This window comes from Nevskia soli (genome assembly GCF_903970205.1).
In the GTDB taxonomy this organism is placed as follows: Bacteria; Acidobacteriota; Terriglobia; order Bryobacterales; family Bryobacteraceae; genus Bog-113.
This window is the reverse complement of the sequence record NZ_CAJCHS010000160.1, coordinates 1-19,294: the sequence shown is the minus strand read 5'-3', so window position 1 is coordinate 19,294 and position 19,294 is coordinate 1. Positions and strand designations below refer to the sequence as shown.

9 protein-coding genes are annotated in these 19,294 nt (G+C 57.8%); 8 read left to right on the top strand and 1 reads right to left on the bottom strand.

Annotation, left to right across the window (positions count from 1 at the left end; genetic code table 11):
* From H1Y01_RS07400 to H1Y01_RS07365, 8 genes are all read left to right on the top strand, one after another.
* Positions 1–601, top strand: a 601-nt coding sequence (locus H1Y01_RS07400; RefSeq protein WP_257644424.1) for an adenosine deaminase family protein, incomplete at its 5' end; no start/stop codon positions are given.
* A 562-nt stretch (positions 602–1,163) separates the two neighbouring features.
* Positions 1,164–6,509, top strand: a complete 5,346-nt coding sequence (locus tag H1Y01_RS07395) for a choice-of-anchor tandem repeat GloVer-containing protein (RefSeq protein ID WP_180539803.1) — start codon at positions 1,164–1,166, stop codon at positions 6,507–6,509.
* A gap of 12 nt (positions 6,510–6,521) precedes the next feature.
* The gene (locus tag H1Y01_RS07390; RefSeq protein ID WP_180539802.1) at positions 6,522–8,657 is read left to right on the top strand and encodes a sulfatase-like hydrolase/transferase; all 2,136 of its coding nucleotides are present in this window, start codon (positions 6,522–6,524) and stop codon (positions 8,655–8,657) included.
* Positions 8,658–8,826: 169 nt separating this feature from the next.
* Complete coding sequence (locus H1Y01_RS07385; protein WP_180539801.1) at positions 8,827–10,923, top strand: sulfatase-like hydrolase/transferase; 2,097 nt, start codon at positions 8,827–8,829, stop codon at positions 10,921–10,923.
* 59 nt (positions 10,924–10,982) lie between these two features.
* A complete protein-coding gene (locus tag H1Y01_RS07380; protein ID WP_180539800.1) occupies positions 10,983–11,852 on the top strand; it encodes a peptidylprolyl isomerase in 870 nt (289 codons plus the stop codon).
* 119 nt (positions 11,853–11,971) lie between these two features.
* Entirely contained in the window at positions 11,972–12,808 is an 837-nt protein-coding gene (locus H1Y01_RS07375) for a formylglycine-generating enzyme family protein (protein WP_219341357.1), read from the top strand.
* A gap of 250 nt (positions 12,809–13,058) precedes the next feature.
* Positions 13,059–16,661 (top strand): carboxypeptidase regulatory-like domain-containing protein, encoded by a 3,603-nt coding sequence (locus tag H1Y01_RS07370; protein ID WP_180539798.1) that lies wholly within the window; start codon positions 13,059–13,061, stop codon positions 16,659–16,661.
* An 82-nt stretch (positions 16,662–16,743) separates the two neighbouring features.
* Positions 16,744–18,414 (top strand): CRTAC1 family protein, encoded by a 1,671-nt coding sequence (locus tag H1Y01_RS07365; RefSeq protein WP_180539797.1) that lies wholly within the window; start codon positions 16,744–16,746, stop codon positions 18,412–18,414.
* On the opposite strand, the gene H1Y01_RS07360 is transcribed toward H1Y01_RS07365, so the two are convergent.
* Positions 18,389–19,294: tetratricopeptide repeat protein (locus H1Y01_RS07360; protein ID WP_180539796.1), on the bottom strand; the 906-nt coding region annotated here is incomplete at its 5' end. The genes H1Y01_RS07365 and H1Y01_RS07360 overlap by 26 nt on opposite strands.

The following is a 19,294-nucleotide window of genomic DNA, read 5'->3' as shown; positions in this document are numbered from 1 at the left end:
TTACGAAGCGATCCATAGCGTTTCCTGCGGCTGCCCCGAAGTGACCGTGAAGTGGTGCTTCGATGCGGTGCGCCAGTTCGGCGCCGGACCCGCGATGCGCGTGGCCGAGACCGCCGCGGACTTCGTCGATAAGGACGTCGTCTCGTTCGGAATCGGCGGCGACGAGAAGGCCGGCCCCGCGCTCCTCTTTACAGACGTTTTCGCATTTGCGCAACATAGAGGGCTGCGGCTAACCGCGCACGCCGGGGAAACCGATGGGCCGGAGTCCATCTGGAACGCGCTGCGCATCGGAGCGCAACGGATCGGCCACGGCATCCGCGCCGTTGACGATCCGGCTCTGATGAAGCACCTTCGGGAGGGAGACATCCCGCTGGAGGTCTGCATCACGAGCAATGTAATCACGGGCGCCGTTCCTTCGTTGGAAGCGCATCCTGTGCGGCGTCTGTTCGATGCCGGTGTTCCCATCACGTTGAATACCGACGACCCGGCGATCTTTGAAACCACCTTGAGCCGGGAGTTCGAGATCGCCCGCGACACATTCGGTTTCAGCGAGCGCGAGTTGAAGATCGTCGCCGCCAACGCGTACCACTACGCGTTCTAAGACACGCGTTCTAAGACACGCGTTCTGAGATGGAGTTGAGCGGCAGGGTGTCTTGGGTATCTCGAGTGATTTAGTCGACGAAGGGTCGTGTCGTCTGTGTACGGCAGCTTTGTAAGTGCTTTCTTGAACCTACGATTTCTCTGGCCAATTAGTTTTAAATTCGCGGTTGAATCGGCGAAATTCTGGACTAGATTGGGCTTCGGACTCTTTGACCCGTGACGCTAAGCTCAATGGATCGCGCGGCATCCCTCCGAAAGCTACTTAAGAAAGAACTAACCTCGATGCTACGTCTTTGATCCGAACCTGATGAATAATCAAAAAAAAAATGCAGACTGATTTCTAACTACTCGGACTACGCACGACGATACACTCCAACCCGCAGTCAAGTTCGACGTTTGGTGCTATTAAAAAAAAAGCTTGACGTACACTAACACTTCCTGTACAAAGGACAAAAGACAATTTTGTCTTTGGCGGAATCCACCTTCCGCGGTTGCCCGGAACATATCTATAATTGGTGATGTTGACGAGGAGGCCGCAGTTCGGAGTTCACATACGCCCGTAAATGAAAATCACCAGTTTGAGCAGCCATCGCATTCTCGTGCTTCCTTCGATGTTGGCCATTTTGACCGGCTTCGCATATTCCCAGCCGGTTGTCTCGTCGTTGACGACGCTGTATAGCTTCGCTGGAACGGACGGCTCAACTCCCAATGCCGGTTTGACGATAGGCCCTGATGGGAACTACTACGGAACCACCTTCGCCGGCGGCGGGACCAATCAGTTCGGTACGGTTTTCAAAATAACCCCGTCGGGAGCCCTCACCACACTCCATATTTTCGCGGGCACGGATGGCTCGAATCCCTACGGACCCCTGGCTCTCGGCGCCGATGGCAACTTCTACGGCACAACATCCAATGGCGGCGCGCCGGGCGGCACAGGCACGGTCTTCCAGATAACGCCGGCGGGAGCCCTCACGACTCTCCACACCTTTACCGGTCCGGATGGCTCCTACCCGTTCGCAGGTCTCACGTTGGCCGGCAACGGGAACCTCTACGGCGTGACGAGTAGCGGCGGCGTTAACGGTTACGGGACCGTGTTTGGAATAACTACAACCGGCACGCTTACCACCCTATACAACTTCGCCGGTGTGGACGGCTCGTCTCCCGATGCGGCGCTGACCCTGGGAACCGACGGCAATTTCTACGGCACAACCGCAAACGGAGGCGCCAACAGCTACTATGGAACCGTTTTCCAGATCACTCCCGCCGGTTCCCTGACGACACTCTATAGTTTCGGGTTCACTGACGGCTCCGGTCCCATTGGATCGTTGACTCCCGGCAACGGACTTTTCTACGGAGCTACTTCTAACGGCGGCGCCAATACCCAATTCGGAAACGTCTTTAGTGTGACTTCAACGGGCGCTCTGAGCATCCTTAATAGCTTCTCCGGAGCCAACGGCGCTGTTCCGGGAGCTGCTTTGGCGATGGGCCTTGACGGAAATCTTTACGGGACAACAGTAGCCGGCGGATCCGAGCCGGTTTACGGGACAATCTTTCAACTAACCCCGGCCGGAACGCTGACGACTGTTCACTCTTTCTCCGCGGCGGACGGCGCTAATCCCACTGCTTCCCTGACCTTAGCTAGCGATGGGAGTTTTTTCGGAACGACTTCAGGCGGCGGAGCCGGGAACGGCACGATCTTCCGCTTCGTGGCTTGTCCGCCTTGCACGACGACCTCGGTTATATCGAGCGCGAATCCGGCTGCCTATGGCACTCCAGTTAATTTGACGGCGACGGTGGCGGCCGCGGGCGGACCGTATTCGCCGACCGGAACGGTCGCATTCAGCGATGGAGGTTCTCCCATAGGGTCGGTAGCTCTCACCGCCGGGAGCGCCGTATTGACAACGCAGACCTTAAGTCCCGGCTCGCATCCGATTACGGCATCTTACAGCGGCGACGCACACTTCCAGTCAAGTAGCGGAACGGTGGTTCAGGTTGTAAGCCAAGAGACTTCCACCACATCGGTCGTGTCAAGTTTAAGCCCGAGTACTTACAACCAACCGGTCACTTTCACCGCGCAGGTAAATCCGGCGAGTGCCACCGGTTCCGTTACTTTCATGGACGGGTCAAACTCATTGGGTGCGGTCCCCCTGACCGGTGGCTCGGCTTCCCTGACCACAGCAGCCTTGAGCGCAGGGAGCCACTCGATATCCGCTTCTTACGGCGGTAACTCGGCTCTATTGCCCAGCTCGGCTACCTTACCGCAATCGGTTAACCAGGCATCGACCTCCCTTTCGCTTACTTCAGGCGCCAATCCGGTTGGCGTTGGGGGGCAGGTGACCTTCGCCGCAACAATCACCGGTCAAAACGGCGGATACCCGACAGGCGCCGTAACGTTCTCGCAAAATGGCTCTCCCGTAGGTTCGCCGGTCCCATTGGCGTCGGGCCAAGCCGTTGTCTACCTCAATTTCGTCGCTCCAGGTACGTTCACGATCAGCGCCGTCTATTCGGGGGACCTAAACTACCAGGCGAGCAATACGTCGCTCGTCCAGACGGTGACTTCATCGGTCCAGTCGCCTTTGACGACTTTATACAGCTTCGCTGGGCCGGACGGAAGCAGCCCTTCAGGGCCACTCACCTTGGGAACCGACGGTAATTTCTATGGTACGACCCAGACGGGCGGCGCCAACTCGCAAGGTTCAATCTTCAAGATATCTCCCGCGGGCGCTCTGACTACCATCTATAGTTTCTCAGGACCGGATGGCGCAGCGCCGCTTAGTTCTCTAGCGTTCGGCAGTAATGGAAGTCTATACGGGACGACTTCGATCGGGGGGACGACGAACAACGGCACCGTCTTCCAGATCACTACGGCCGGTGCGCTTACGACGCTGTATAGCTTCTCCGGGCCGGACGGTTCCTCTCCGGCGACCGGTTTACTACTTGGGACTGACGGAAACTTCTACGGAACTACGAGCAGCGGCGGCTCCAACGGTCCTTATGGAACTATTTTCAAGATTACACCGGCTGGAACGCTGACGCAGCTCTATAGCTTCCAGGGTTCGGACGGCGCCAACCCAAGCGCCGCGTTGACCTTGGGAAGCGATGGTAACTTTTATGGGTCGACGGTGTCAGGGGCTGCGAATAATAACGGAGGCATCTTTAGAATCACACCGGGCGGGGCGCTTACTCCGCTCTACAGTTTCGCTGGACCTGACGGATCAGCGCCATTCGGTGCATTGACCTTGGGAACCGATGGCAATTTCTACGGGACCACAAGCAGCGGAGGAACAAACGCGCTTTACGGAACAGTTTTCAAGATCGCTCCGACCGGCGCTCTGACGACAATCTATAACTTCGCGGGCGCTGATGGATCCGGCTCGAAAGCCGGACTATATCTCGGGAGCGATGGTAATTTCTACGGAACCACCACAAGCGGCGGAGCCAATGCGCAGTTCGGAACGATCTTTTCGATCACTCCATCGGGAGCCCTGAATACTCTATACAGCTTCGCCGGCCCGGATGGGAGCAATCCCGCAGCGGCGCTGACATTAGGAGCGGACGGGAACTTCTATATGACGACGGCGAGCGGGGCCGCGAACGGCTTCGGGTCGGTCTGCCGCTTAGCGGTAACACCCGCCTTCACTAACATGGTGATCAGTTCGAGCGCGACGCCGTCCTCCTACGGGGCCTCGGTAGAGCTTACGGCGACGATTAGTTCTCCGTCGAATTCGGTAATTCCAACCGGCTCAGTCGTGTTTTCGGATTCCGGCAGCCCCTTGGCCACAGTCCCCTTGACGGCCGGAAGCGCGGTGTTCACTACGTCAAGCTTTAGCCCCGGAAGCCAGTCCATCTCGGCAGCCTACAGTGGCGATCAGAATTTCAAGCCGAGTGCCGGAACTTTTCTGCAGGCTATCAGTCCTGCCAACGCTGTTATTGGGCTTGTTACAAGCCTGAATCCATCAGTTTACGGTCAGCCTGTCACATTCACCGCGAACATAACTCCGCCACAAGGTGCGGCGTCCCCGACCGGGACAGTCACATTCACCGATGGTGCAACAAACCTGGGCACGGTTACTTTGAGTGCCGGTTCGGCCTCGGTTACTCCAACCGGACTATTGCCTGGTACTCAGTCTATTTCGGTCGCGTACAGCGGCGATGCGAACTATCTTTCCGGTAACGCCGCCCTGTCCCAGGTTGTGACCCAGGCGCAGAGTGCGACCAAGCTCGTGTCGAGCGTGGGCCAGCCGTCCTATGGGCAGTCGGTCACATTTACAGCCAGCGTATCGGCTGTTTCCGCGCCGGGCGCCCCAACCGGGACCGTTACCTTCACTAACGGGGCGGCGACGTTGGGAGTCGTTCCGCTAACCTCAGGTTCGGCTTCACTAACGACATCAGTTCTCGGCCCTGGAACTCAATCGGTCGCGGCGGTCTACAGCGGCGATACTAACTTCCAGCCAAGTACAGGCACAACATCGGAAACGGTTGGAGCAGCCCCGACCACAATGACGGTGACATCGAGTCAGAACCCGTCGAGCTACAACCAGGCAGTCACCATCTACGCCACGGTCGGTACGCCGGCGGGAACGGGCCCAGCGACGGGAACCGTTACCTTTACAAAGGGGAGCACGACGCTGGGGACCGGTACTCTTTCCGGCGGTGTGGCATCGTTTACCACGGCCCCCCTGTCAACGGGAACTCAAACGATTGGGGCGGCTTTTGGGGGCAGTTCGTTCTACAGCTCAGTTACGGGATCTATATCCCAGCAGGTGAACGTTGCCACGCCCACGATCGCGCTGACTTCCAGTTACAATCCCTCCGCCGTGGGTGTTCAGTTGGCCTTCACCGCCGTTCTGACCGGGCCATTCGGCGGGACGCCCACCGGCACAGTTACTTTTTCAGAGAACGGAACCAAAATCGGCTCAGCCGTGACACTTTCAGCAGGGAAGGCGGTCAATTACTACACCTTTTCCACTGCTGGAACCTATACCATAACCGCGGCCTATTCCGGCGACTCAAACTTCGCGGGCGGCTCGTCGTCCTTAAGTCAGGTTGTGACCCTCTACTCGACAAAGACCACCGTCACGTCTTCCGCGTCAACGTCAACCATCGGAAACCCGGTCACATTCACGGCAACAATTACCCAACCGCAGTCGAAGAGTATTCCTAACGGTGAAATGGTCACTTTCTATAACGGCTCAACTTCAATCGGCACGGGTACAACCGCCGGCGGCGTTGCGACTCTTTCGACTAGCGCTTTGACCACTGGAACGCACTCCATCACAGCAACGTACGCCGGCGACAGTACTCTCCAAACAAGCACTTCCAGTGCTATAGAGCAGGTCGTAAAGCTTAACGCGACGACGGTGACTCTCAGCTCGAGTCTCAACCCCTCCAAGTATCCGCAAGCAGTCACTTTCGCGGTGAAAGTCACTTCCGCGGGCCCCACGCCGACGGGAAACGTCACTTTCAAGAACGGGTCAACTGCGATTGGAGCGGGAACGCTTTCGGGTGGAACTGCGTCCTTCACGACCCAGAGTCTTCAAAGCGGCTCCAATTCGATCACCGTTTCTTATGGAGGCGACTCATACAATGCATCCGGCGTGTCTGCAGCTCTCAGTCAGGTCGTGAACGCGGCTACCACCACCACAACCATCGCGTCGTCGAAGAACCCCTCAACCAAGGGGACCACGGTTGCGTTCACCGCAACTGTCACTGCGAGTGGTATCACTCCGACAGGGACCGTTAACTTTACGTACGGCTCGACTACGCTCGGCTCTGCGACCTTGTCCGGGGGTAAGGCTTCGATCTCGACGTCGGTACTGCCGTCCGGGACGGATACGGTCACGGCAACCTTCGTTGCGAGCACGAACTTCCTTGGAAGTTCCGCGTCGCTTCAACAAACCGTGCATTAACTAACTCACTCCATGGATACCAAGACAAGCAATCGGGAAACACAGTCCAATATTCCCTCGGGACTTAGTAGGCGCGAGTTTCTAGGCGCCCTCGGCGCAACTGCCGCGGGTGTTCTCGACGTGGAGACGGCATCGGGCCAGAATCCATTTCCGCTGTTCCAGGACTCGTTCGGTAACATCGCGCCCGCGGCCGGAGACGCCCTGAACGTAGGGGTTTATCCGCCGCCGGTCTACAATCCTACCGCTCCGGGTCCGGCAGCCGTTACGCCTGGCTACGTTCAACCCAATATCCTCATGATCATGGTCGATCAATTGCGTTCTCCGCGATGGCTGCCGCCAGGGGGACAATCCGCGATCGACCAGATGCTGCCGAATATCGCTTTTCTTCGGGAGCATTCATTCAACTTCCCAAACTATTTTGTGGCTGCCACGGACTGTACACCGTCCCGCGCGACGCTTCTTACCGGGTTGTACTCGCAGCAGACATTCATGTTTGCATCACAAGGGTCTCAAAGCGAACCCAATCTGCAGGTGGGAATTCCGACTTTCGGCGCCGCACTCGCCCAGCAAGCCAATTACGAGACCTGCTGGATTGGTAAGTGGCACTTGTCCGATTTCTCCCCCAATGAGCAAGTGCCGGGATCGAACGGCGCCGGTGATTACGGCTTCAACGCAAGTAGTCTCAACTTACCGTGCAATTCCAGCATGGCCTCTCCATCCGGAGAATTCTCAAATGAGGGAAACGTTGGCTACAACCAACCGCCCTACGGAAGTGGAACGCTCAGCCCTCCAGATACCGTACCGGTTATTACAGGTGTGCCGTTCAACTTGATAAGTGACGGGGCAATTGCCAATTGGTTCATCAATCAGTGGCTGCCCGGCGCGCCGACCTCGAAGCCGTGGTTTGCGTCGGTAAGTTTTATAAACCCGCACGATATCTGCGCGTTCCCGTACGGTTTCGCGTTAGGAGCCCCGACTTTCGGGACACCCGCTCAGCCGTATGCCTATGGGTATCAGCCGCCGCCCACCACGGGTTATACGTACTCGTCAAGCCAACCGGATAACTATATCCCGCCGCTGAATAGCTCGCTTTACCCGTCAAATGGGACCCTGCCGGTCCAGTGGAACGTTGCGGATAATCCGTTGACTCAGCAGTACGGTGTGCAGAATAGCAGCGGATGGGGGAAGCCCGGCCTTCAGGCCTACTTCGAAGCGGTAGTGAATAGCACGCGCGGCTCCATCCAGACAACAAGTGCCTGGTTCATCTTCCTGAACTACTATTTTTGGCTGCAGAGCTGCGTTGATTATCAGATCGGTCGCGTGCTGAATGCGCTTGCCGCCTCTACTTTTGCCTCGAATACGGTCATTATCTTCACCTCCGACCATGGAGATTATGGCGGATCGCATGGGATGCACGTAAAGGGAGGCGGACTCTACGACGAAATCATGAATGTACCGCTTTTCATCAGCTTCCCGAAGATGCGCCCGCCCTTCGCGCCGGGGAGTACGGCCAGGATTCGTCCATACGTCTGCTCGAGTGTAGACATGTTCGCTTTTCTATACACGCTGGCCCTCGGTAACTCCAGTTGGCGCAACAACTCCGCGGATCCGTATTCCTATCTGAGCGGCCGCGAGGCTTTGCTGGATGCGATTCTAAGCACCGCGCCCACGCAAAGACGATTGTCGCCGGCCCAGAATCAAAACGGTACGGGATATCAGCCGTACATACTTCATACGACTGATGAATACCCGTCACCCGTCATTCCCGGGACGCAAACTCCGCAGCCGGGTCACGCGATCGCATATCGCACGGTTGATACGACCGTTCAAATGAACATCGGCGGAGTCACGTTCTACGGAGGCGCGAAGCTTGGAATGTACAGCTACTGGCCCTGTGGCTCGACCATGCCCGATACGACGAAGCCTCAGCAGTACGAGTTTTATAACTACACCCTCGGTAACGTTGGGGAAATCGGCAACAGCGCGCTAACAAGTGCGACCGCGCTTGACGTTCTTCCGTCGCAGTACCTGGCGGCTTACAACACACTAGCGCCCAACGAGCTATATTTCCAGTATCCTCAAGTGAGCAACGCGGCCCAGGCAGCAAAAGCTGCGTATTTAACCTATATCGGAAGTTCAAAGTGTTGATGCCGCGTTCCCCAATGGTTCCAACACTTCCTTTGTCGATTGCGTCTTCGCAGTCGGTCGCAGAAAATTGATCAGACTGGATTTCTACTCGCCAATGAATTACAAGACAAAGCTTCACGAGGGATCGGACGTCAACACTGGGCTGAGTAGACGAGGGTTCTTAGGAACTGTGGCCGCCACGGCCGCAGGTATTCTCACCGGCGAGACGGCCGGCGCGCAGAACCCTTTCCCGCTTTATCAGGACTCGTTCGGCAACATTGCTCCCGCGGCCGGAGACGCTCTCAACGTAGGAGTTTATCCCCCGCCTGTCTACACGCCCGTCGCGGGTAGCCCTGCCGGAGTGACTCCCGGTTACAACCAACCCAATATCTTAATGATCATGGTTGATCAGCTAAGGACACCGCGCTGGCTGCCTGTCGGGGGACAAGCCGCGATCGACCAGATGCTACCCAATATTGCCTTCCTTCGGGAGCATTCGTTCAATTTCCCCAACTATTTTGTTGCGGCGACGGACTGCAGCCCCAGTCGCGCCACCCTCCTTACTGGTTTGTACTCCCAGCAAACCTTCATGTTTGAGACGCAGCTCAGTACCAGCCAACCTGTCTTGCAGACCGGGTTTCCGACCTTTGGAGCCGCGCTTGCTCAGCAAGCCGGTTATGAGACGTGCTGGATTGGAAAGTGGCACCTATCGGACGCCGTGCCAAATAGTTCCGGGCCGGGCGCTAACGGGCCGGGTGACTACGGCTTTTCGGCCGGTACTCTCAATCTGCCGAAGAATTCCTCCTTGGCCTCCCCCTCGGGTACGCAGAATGAAGGAAACGACGGCTACAATAGTTGGCCATACGGAAGTGGCACGCAGAACCCTCCAGTGACCGTTGCGTCCATTCAGACGCTGCTTTATAACGAAGTAAGCGACGGCGCCATCGCGAACTGGTTTATCAATCAGTGGATGCCGAACGCCCCGCCATCAAAGCCCTGGTTTGCGGCTGTCAGCTTTGTCAATCCCCACGACATTACCGCCTTTCCGGTGTCTTTTGGGTTGGCCGGTACCACGGCTGGAGCCGGGAACTTCGCCGCACCTACATCGGCAGGAGGGAACTACGGGTTCCAGCCACCGCCCTTATCTGGAGTCGCTTACAGTTCAAGTCAACCGGATAACTTCATTCCGCCGTTGAATTCGTCGCTGTATCCCGTAACCGGAAGCCCCCCTCCAAACGGAAGCCTGCCCGTCCAATGGAATGTCTCGGACAACCCGGCGAGTCAGCCTTATGGATATAAAAGTTCATTACAAGGAAGTAGCGGCTACGGCAAGCCTAGCCTTCAAACGTACTTTCAAGGCTATCTAGCTGCCGTTGAGGGCGCGGTTCTCAACACGAATGGCTGGCTGACATTCATGAATTACTATTTCTGGATGCAATCCTGCGCGGACTATCAGATCGGGCGCGTGCTGAATACATTAGCGGCCTCGCAGTTTTCCTCCAACACGATCATCATGTTCACGTCTGACCACGGCGAGTACGGCGGTTCGCATAGCTTGCACACCAAGGGCGCCGCGCTTTACGACGAAAGCATCAACGTTCCGCTCTTCGTTAGTTTTCCTAAGATGCGGCCGCCTTACTCGCCCGGCTCGTCGCAGCGAATTCGGTCGTTTGTCTGTTCTAGTGTAGATATATTCGCTTTCCTCTATACTCTGGCGCTCGGAAACTCCGAATGGAGGAATAATTCGGCGGATCCTTACACATATCTGAGTGGACGGGAAGCCATACTGGATGCAATTCTAAGTACGGCGCCGGCACAAAGGCGGCTTTCTCAGTTTTCGAATCAAAACGGGCCGGGATACCAGCCGTACATTCTTCACACATCGGACGAATTCGCATCTGCCGCCATCAACGGCACTCCCGTGCAGACCCACGCCATCGCTTATCGCACCGTTGATACCACCGTGCAGATGACTGTCGGAAGCGTCACCTTTTACGGCGGCGCGAAGCTCGGAATGTACAGCTTCTGGCCTTGCGGCCTGACCACGCCGGACCCCTCGAAGACGCAACAGTATGAGTTCTATAACTATACGCAAGGTAACGTCAGTGAGGTGGGTAATAGCGCGCTATCCGGCCCGAATCAGTTGGACATGCTTCCTTCCAGCTATCTATCGGCATTCAACGCGGCGGCCACCGGCGAGCTTTACCTGCAATTGCCGCAGTTCGCTAGCGCCGCGCAGGCCGCGCTAGCCGCTTATATTGCGTATGTAGGCTCCGCAAACTGCTAAGCTGCCTATTTCGGAAGCTGGTTAGTCAACGGCAACACGGGCGCTTATGATAGATAGAGATGCACCGCATTATCGTCAACGGACAGTACATAGATGAAAATGCTCTGCAGTTAGAGAGCGAACGCCTGCAACTCGATCCGAACCTGCGCGCCATCCCTGACGAAACTCAGCGATCCGCGCAGGTGCGAGCCGCTGCCGAGCATTCCCTCATTTGCCGCACGCTTGTCGAACAAACCGCGAGGGCCGACCCGCGGCCGATCGATCCGGATCTCATCTCTAAAGAGGTGGAACGCCAGAAAATCCTAGGTGGGTGCCGCGCCGGGTTTGATGATAGCCGCCTGCGAGCGGGCATCGAGATGGAGCTGCGGGTAAACCGTACTCTCGCCGATCTGGTAGCCGGCGCGTACAAACCCACCGAGGCGGACCTTCGAGCCTTTCATGCCGAGCACGGACATAACTTCCGGTCCCCAGAGATATTCCACGCCGCGCACATCGTAAAGCATGTGAATGAATTCCAAACTGAAGCCCAAGCTCGCGAGGCGATCGAAACCGCGCTTGCCGAACTCGAGAGCGGCGAGCCTTTCGAAGCCGTGGCCGAGCGTTGGTCGGACTGCAAAGGGAACGGCGGCGACTTAGGCGCCTTCCCAAGCGGAAGAATGGTGCAGGAGTTCGAGGATGTGTTGCGTACTCTCGATGTCGGACGCCGGAGCGGCATCTTTGTAACTCCCTTTGGCTTTCATATCGCCGAGCTGCGGGGCAGACAACTCGACGGCTCCGCGGATTTCGATTCGGTTCGCGGCGACATCGAGCGTGTACTGACTACCATGGCTGAACATCAGACACTTATGATGTCTGTCGAGGCGCTCCGGCTAAAGGCGGACATCCAGCGCGTCCCCGTGGAGAGCGAAGCTTCTAACCCGGATCGCTGATGTCGCCCGTCCCCCCGCAACCCTGCTGTGTACCGAGCCGGGAGCGCCTGACGCTTATCCGGATTTCTGCCGCCCGCAGCGCGGCGAGGCGCAAAGCCACCCGCGGTTCCACTCAGGGTATGGCCCGCTTGGACGGCGGCTGGTTCCTGATGGGTTCGGAAGCTCCGGATACACTCCCGCTCGACGGTGAATCTCCCGTGCGGCGGGTCGGCCTTGACCCGTTCTTCGCTTCCTTATACCCGGTTACGAACCAACAGTTCGCGGAGTTCGTTGCCGCTGCAAACTACCGGACGGACGCGGAACGTTTCGGCTGGAGTTTTGTATTTAAAGACCAGATCCAACACCCGATGAGCCGCGTTGCCATCTTAGGCGCGCCCTGGTGGTTTCGCGTCGACGGCGCTTCGTGGTCCCGTCCCTTCGGCCCCGATTCGTCGCTAGCCGGACTCGACACCCACCCCGTCGCGCACGTCTCCTTCGCCGACGCGCAAGCTTTCTGCGATTGGTCCGGAACCCGGCTGCCGACCGAGGCCGAGTGGGAGTATGCGGCCCGCGGCGGCCGCGAGCAGACAACCTATCCGTGGGGGGACGAGCTCTTACCCGGCGGGCGCCATATGTGTAACATCTGGCAAGGCAAGTTTCCGGACAACAACCTGGCCGAGGATGGTTTCGCCGGGACTTCCCCCGTCGATAGTTTCCGGCCCAACGGATTCGGCTTGTTCTCGGTCATCGGCAACGTCTGGGAGTGGTGCGCCGATTATTTCCACACCGACTGGCATGCCCTCGCCTCGCAGCGGAATCCTGTGGGCCCCCCGACCGGAGCCACACGCGTCCTTAAGGGGGGCTCCTACCTATGTCATGAGTCCTACTGCTACCGCTACCGCAACTCCGCGCGAACCGGGAATTCACCGGATACATCGGCGGGGAATATCGGGTTCCGCGTTGTCCGCGACCTCTAACTCATCCCTCCCCGAAAGCAGACATTTGTACAGCAACTGTGCCGCACATTCATGTGAACAGCGTGTTTCCACATCAAAATTAGACCATTTCAAAGGGCAGCCGCTAGTACCTTTTTGCACCTAGAGATCCTTACTTTTCAACTATTTCCATTCCCATCAATTTTCGGTATTTGACAAATAACCGGCAGACGTGATAATACTTTGCAACTAGCAACTCCAAACGCTTCAGTACGGAAGGATTGAGAGGTCCATGTCTCGACTACCACATCCGCGTACGCGCGGACTCCAACGTGTATTACAGTTGTTTGCCGCATTGGTCTTGGCGGCTTTCGTTTTCCACACCTCGGCATCCGCCCAGGTTTCCAGCGGTTCCATCAGCGGCACGGTTACCGATAGCACGGGCGCGGTTGTTCCACATGCTGTCGTCGTAATCACTAACCAAGGCAACAACGAAGAGCGCCGAACGACTGCGAACGGACAAGGGTTTTTCGACTTCGCGGCTGTGTTGCCCGCCGAGTACACGGTCAACGTGTCGGCGCCGGGCTTCCAGGCTTGGGAAGAAAAGGGCGTCACCATGACGCAGGGCGCCAACTTGACCCTGCCGAATATCACGCTCCAGATCGGCACCAGCAAGCAGACCGTTGAGGTTATCTCGGGCGCCGACGTGATCGTCCCCACGGACACTCCGGCCACAAGTCAAACTTTGAACGAGCACATGATTACCGAACTCGCCATTCAAGGCCGCGACGCTGCCGAGTTGATCAAGATCATGCCCGGCATGGGTATGAACAACGGTTTGGGTCAATCCGAGTGGAGCAGCCTGACAACGTCGAGCAACAGCGGTCCAATCGGCGCATTTTCCGCGCAGGGCACGCAGCCTAACGGAGGCATGACGATGACTTCCGATGGCGCGAACCTGCTCGATCCCGGCAACCAGGGAACGCAGACCTCGAACATCAACCAGAACCAGATTCAGGAATTCACCATCAACACCAGTGCGTACGGCGCAGAGTATGCCAAGGGACCGATCACCTTCCAGGCCATCGGAAAGAGCGGTACGTCGCAGTTCCACGGCGATGCTTACCTATATGCGCGCAACGGCGTTTTCAATTCGAATCAGTCCCAGTTCAACGCGACCGGCACGCCCAAGCCGAACGACTCCTACTATTACCCCGGCGGCGACATCGGCGGTCCGGTGATCATCCCGAAAGTTCCGTTCAACAAGAACCACGACAAGCTGTTCTTCTATGCTGCTTACGAATATATGAAGCAGCAGCCGGCGGGTTCGCTGATTGAGCGGTTCATCCCGACCTCCGAGATGATGGGCGGTAACTTCAGCCCGTCTTATCTGGCCAGCCTGGGCTCTAACTTCCTCAATGGTCCCTACAAAGATATGGGCCAGGCTCCTTGCCCCACGGGCTGCACGAACGGCCTCACTCTTCCGGGCGGGATAATCCCGGCAAGTTTGCTCGATCCGAACTCCGCCGCTTACTACAAGACTTTCCCGCAACCCAACATCAACCCGCTGGACAACCCGAGCGGCGCCAACTATCAGTACCTGCAAGACACCCCGGTGAACCGGTGGGAACTTCGGCTTCGCGGCGACTATAACATCAGCGAGAAAGACAAAGTATTCTTCTCCTGGAACCGCCAAGATGAAACCGATCTCAACCCGATCAGCATCTGGTGGGGAACCAACAGCGATCTTCCTTATCCGTCCTCGATGCCCGCGCATCAGGTTTCGAACGTGTACAGCGCAAACTGGACGCATATCTTCACTCCTTCGCTGACTAACGAGTTCGTTTTTGCTGACGCCACCTTCATCAATCCCATCTCGCTTACCGATCCGTCGGCGGTGAATCCGTCGACCGTTGGATTTAGCATGACGGGCCTGTTTAAGAATGCCGAAACCCCGCAAATCCCGAATCAACTGAGTTGGACCGGTCTTCCCGGTTACTTCGCTCCGACTTTCGGACAGAGTTTCACCGGTGGAGACTTCGGTAAGCTCTCGCAAGCGCCGTCGATTTCCGACAACCTGACCAAGGTCGTCGGCACCCATACTTTGAAGTTCGGCTTCTACTGGGATTTCGCGCGAAACAACCAGACGGATAGCAACTTCTCGTCCCCGACTCAAGGCGCAGTCGAATACGAAAACTATGGTGACAACAGCACCGGCAACGTTGCGGCGGATTTCGCCACGGCTCGTATCACCGGCTTCTCGCAGGAAAGCAATGCGTTCGTGTCGAATTTCTACTATCACCAGTATTCGTTCTACGCCAACGATAACTGGAAGGTAACCCGGCGGTTGAATCTGACTCTGGGAATGCGATTTGATCACATGGGTGAATGGTATCCGTCAAGCGGACCCGGCCTAGCAGTATGGGATCCGGCGCTTTACAACAATACGTCGAGCGCGGGATCTTACTCAGGTCTGACCTGGAACGCGATCAACAAATCGATTCCAATCTCCGGCTTCCCTTCGAGACCGTTCTTCTTGGAGCCGCGCGGCGGCTTTGCTTACGACCTTTTCGGTACCGGCAAGACCGTCATCCGCGGCGGTTATGGGCTCTATCGCTACCAGCTCTCGTATAACAACGTTAGCGGCGCGGCTTACACGGCGCCTCTCGGAAACGTCTCCGAAAGCACTACGTGGAGTTGCTGTATCGGGTACAACTCGTTCAACCAGTTCTCGCCTTCTTTGGGCGCGGCCGGGTTAGGTTCGTCCGTAAGCGGCGTTCTCACCATGAACGACCACAAGACGCCTTACACCGAGAGCTATAACTTCACCATCTCGCAACGCACCGCCTGGCATTCCGTTCTGGAAGTGCAGTATGCCGGTAACCAGAGCCACGATCTGTTGTCGGATAGCAACTTAAGCAACATCGACAACGTCCCGCTGGGAGCCTACTTCCAGCCCGACCCGATCACGGGTGTGGTCAACAACCCGTTCTCGACGAACTTCCCCACGAACGACTACTATCCGCTTCACAACTACACCGGCATGACGCTGATTGGACATAATAGTTCGCAGAACTATAACGGGGCCATCGCCTCGTGGCAAAAGCAGTCCGGTCCGATGACCTTCACCATCAATTACACCTTCAGCAAGGTACTCGGTATCCGCGACGGTCAGACCAGTAACGGCGGCGGTAACGGAAGCCTGGTCTACCCGTACAGTGCGGGAGCCAACTACGGCGTCCTCGCGTACGATCACACCCATATCTTCAACGCGGCTTATGTCTGGAACCTGCCGAAACCGATCCACGGCAACAAGCTGCTCTCCGGTACGATCAACGGTTGGGAACTCTCCGGAATTACGCAATGGCAAAGCGGCGCTCCCATCCAGCCCAATACGGGCGGAGATTTGAACGTCGGGTACGGCACCATCACGAACCCGACGAATGGCAACCAGACTGGAATTAGCGCCACGAACTATCTGGGTACCAATGCGTTCACCCTGCTTCCGGTGCTTACCTGCGACCCGCGCAAAGGTTTGTCGTCCGGTCAATACTTCAACCCGGGCTGCTTCGCGCCGCCGGCTCCCGGTCAGGTCGGCGACCTCGTCTGGCCGTACATCAAGGGACCGGCGTTCTTCAACAGCGATCTTTCGCTCTACAAGAACTTCCACGTAACGGAGCGCCAGGTGCTTCAACTCCGGTTCGAAGCGTTCAACTTCATTAATCACCCGCTGCCGACCTTCAATGTGCTGTCTAACGGCGACACGGCGCTGAGCTTCTCCAACCCAAGCACCGGTACGCTGTCTCAGACCAATACCAACACGGTTACTAACGGTAAGCCGCAATATGATACCGGCCGCCGCGTAATTGAATTCGCCGCCAAGTATCAGTTCTAAACGGCTTCGGCCATTGGAACGCTCCAGGGGGCTGGCTTCGGCCAGTCCCCTTTTTCACGTCTGCACGCTATTCTGGAAGCTTATGTACTCAACGCTTCGGGCGGCTGCCGTAGTTTCGACAGCGGTCCTGATAGCCGTGATCGCGGCTGCCGCTATCTCGGAAACCGCGTCGTCCCCCTTTCACTTCTCTCTATCGCGGCTCCCTTTCAAACTTGAAAACGACGAGACTGCGCCACGCCACACTCCCGCAACCATGGCCGGAGGCGTCGCCATCTTCGACTACAACCGCGACGGCCGTCCCGATATCTTCTTCACCAACGGCGCCAACATCGCGACGTTGAAGAAAGACGATCCCAAATACTCCAACCGGCTCTTCCGCAATGACGGCAACGGTAAGTTCACGGATGTCACTGTCGAAGCCGGTCTAGCCGGAACAGGTTTCGATATGGGCGCGGCGGTGGGTGACTACGACAACGACGGCTGTCCCGACTTATTCGTCGCCGGAGTTCACCACAGCACGCTCTACCACAACAACTGCAACGGAACCTTCACCGACGTAACAGACGAAGCAGGCGGATTCAACCTGCCCGACCCGGAGATCGGCCCGCTCTGGGCAGTTACCGCCGCCTGGGTGGATGTCAACAACGACGGCCTGCTCGACTTATTCGTCGGAAACTATACGCGCTGGAACTATAACCACGATCCGCGCTGTTTCCATGGCGATCAGGACGAATACTGTACGCCCGAAAAGTACGACCGTACGCCCAGCCGCCTCTTTCTGAACAAAGGCAACGGTAAGTTTGAAGATGTTTCCGAGCAATGGGGACTCCACTCCAAACCGGGCCGCGCGATGGGCGTGGGCATCGCGGACTACGACCTGGACGGCCGTCCCGATATCTTTGTCACCAACGACGTTTACTATAACTACCTCTATCACAACACCGGCAGTAAGTTCGAAGAAGTAGCTTTCCCGATGGGCGTCGCGCTCCCCGAAGACGGTAACTTCGTAGCCGGCATGGGTCTTGATTTCCGGGACTATAACAACGACGGCTACCCTGACCTCTCCTATGTCACGCTAACCAAGCAAAGCTTCCCGCTGCTGATGAACGTGCAAGGCCGCGAGTTCCGCGATGTAACTACGCCCACCGGGATTCGCGCGCTCACCCTGCCCATGGCCGGTTTCGGCAGCGCGTTCTACGACCTGGATAACGATGGCTGGAAGGATATCTTCGTCACCCGCGGCGATGTGTTATCGCTGCCTTTCCCCGGCACGGTAATCAATCAGCTCAACACCGCGTTTCGCAATCCCGGCGCAAGCGGAAAGTGGCAGGCTTACACCGAGGAAGCCGGATTCGGAGCCGCGCAACCGGGTAGAAACCGCGGCTGCGCGTTCGGCGATCTGGATGGCGATGGCCGCATAGATATCGTCGCCACCGCGCTCTCGCAGCCCGCGCAGATCTGGATGAATCGCAGTCCGTCCGGCCACTGGCTCGATATCGCGCTCGAAGGCGTAAAGAGCAATCGCGACGGCATCGGCGCCACCGTCAAGCTGACATCGAAATCCGGCGCGCAGTATAACCACATGACGACCAGCGTCTGTTACGCGTCATCCAGCGCCGGACCCGTCCATTTCGGGCTCGGCCCCGACACCAAGGCCGATTCCATCGAAGTCCACTGGCCCGCAGGCGGCACGCAAACGCTGCACGATGTCGCGGCGGATCGGACCATCAACGTGAAGGAGACTGCTCGCTAGGCGCTTCGGGCGGCTGCTGCACGCCTTCCTTCTGCAGCCGCTCCACCGTCGCCCGTTCTTTCTCGCCATCCTGCGGCCGGTTGACCTTGTAATAGAGCGTGGCCAGCTCCACATGCGGGCGCAGCCAGTTCGGGTCCGCGGCCACCACCTTCTCCAAGTCCGCGACGGCCGCCTTCACATCGCCCCGTGTCTTCTCGATCCGCGCCAGTTCATAGCGCGCGAGCGTGGCGTCCGGCCGCAGGGCCAGCGCGCGATTGACCTGGTCCTGCGCGCCATCCAGATCGCGCTCGCCGTTGAGGATGGCCGCCAGCACGACGTGCGCCTCGAAGTCGTTCGGGTCTTCTACGATGGCCTGCCGCAGATCGGCCTTCGCGCCGGTGTAATCGCCCATGTACTGCTTCAGGCGGCCGCTCAGCGTCATCAGGCCCGGCAGCTTCGGGTTCAGCTTGACAGCAGCGTTGGCCAGGGCGATCCCCCGCTCGAACTCGTTCATCTTCAGGTAGGTGTCGGCCGCGAGTTGATACGCTTCGGCGCTTTGACCCTGTTCCGCCGCCTTCTGCACCAAATCCAAACCCTCGCGCAATTTGCCGGTGCGGATCAGCGCAGTCCCGAGCTCGAACTTCACCGCGGGATCAGCATCCGCAACAGGATGCAGCAAGGTGACCACATCCGCAAAGCGCCCGGCGCGCAGGTAGCAATCGCCCAGCAGCGTCGCCACCCGGACGTCGGCGGGGGCATTTCCATGCAGCACGGTGAGTTCCGCGGTAGCTTGCGGCAGGTCGCCCTTCTTGTAGTAAGCGAGTGCCAGGTTCATCCGCAGCTGCGCGTTGGCCGGGGCTTTCTCGAGCGCCGCGCGGTATTGCTGAATAGCGTCGTCGTA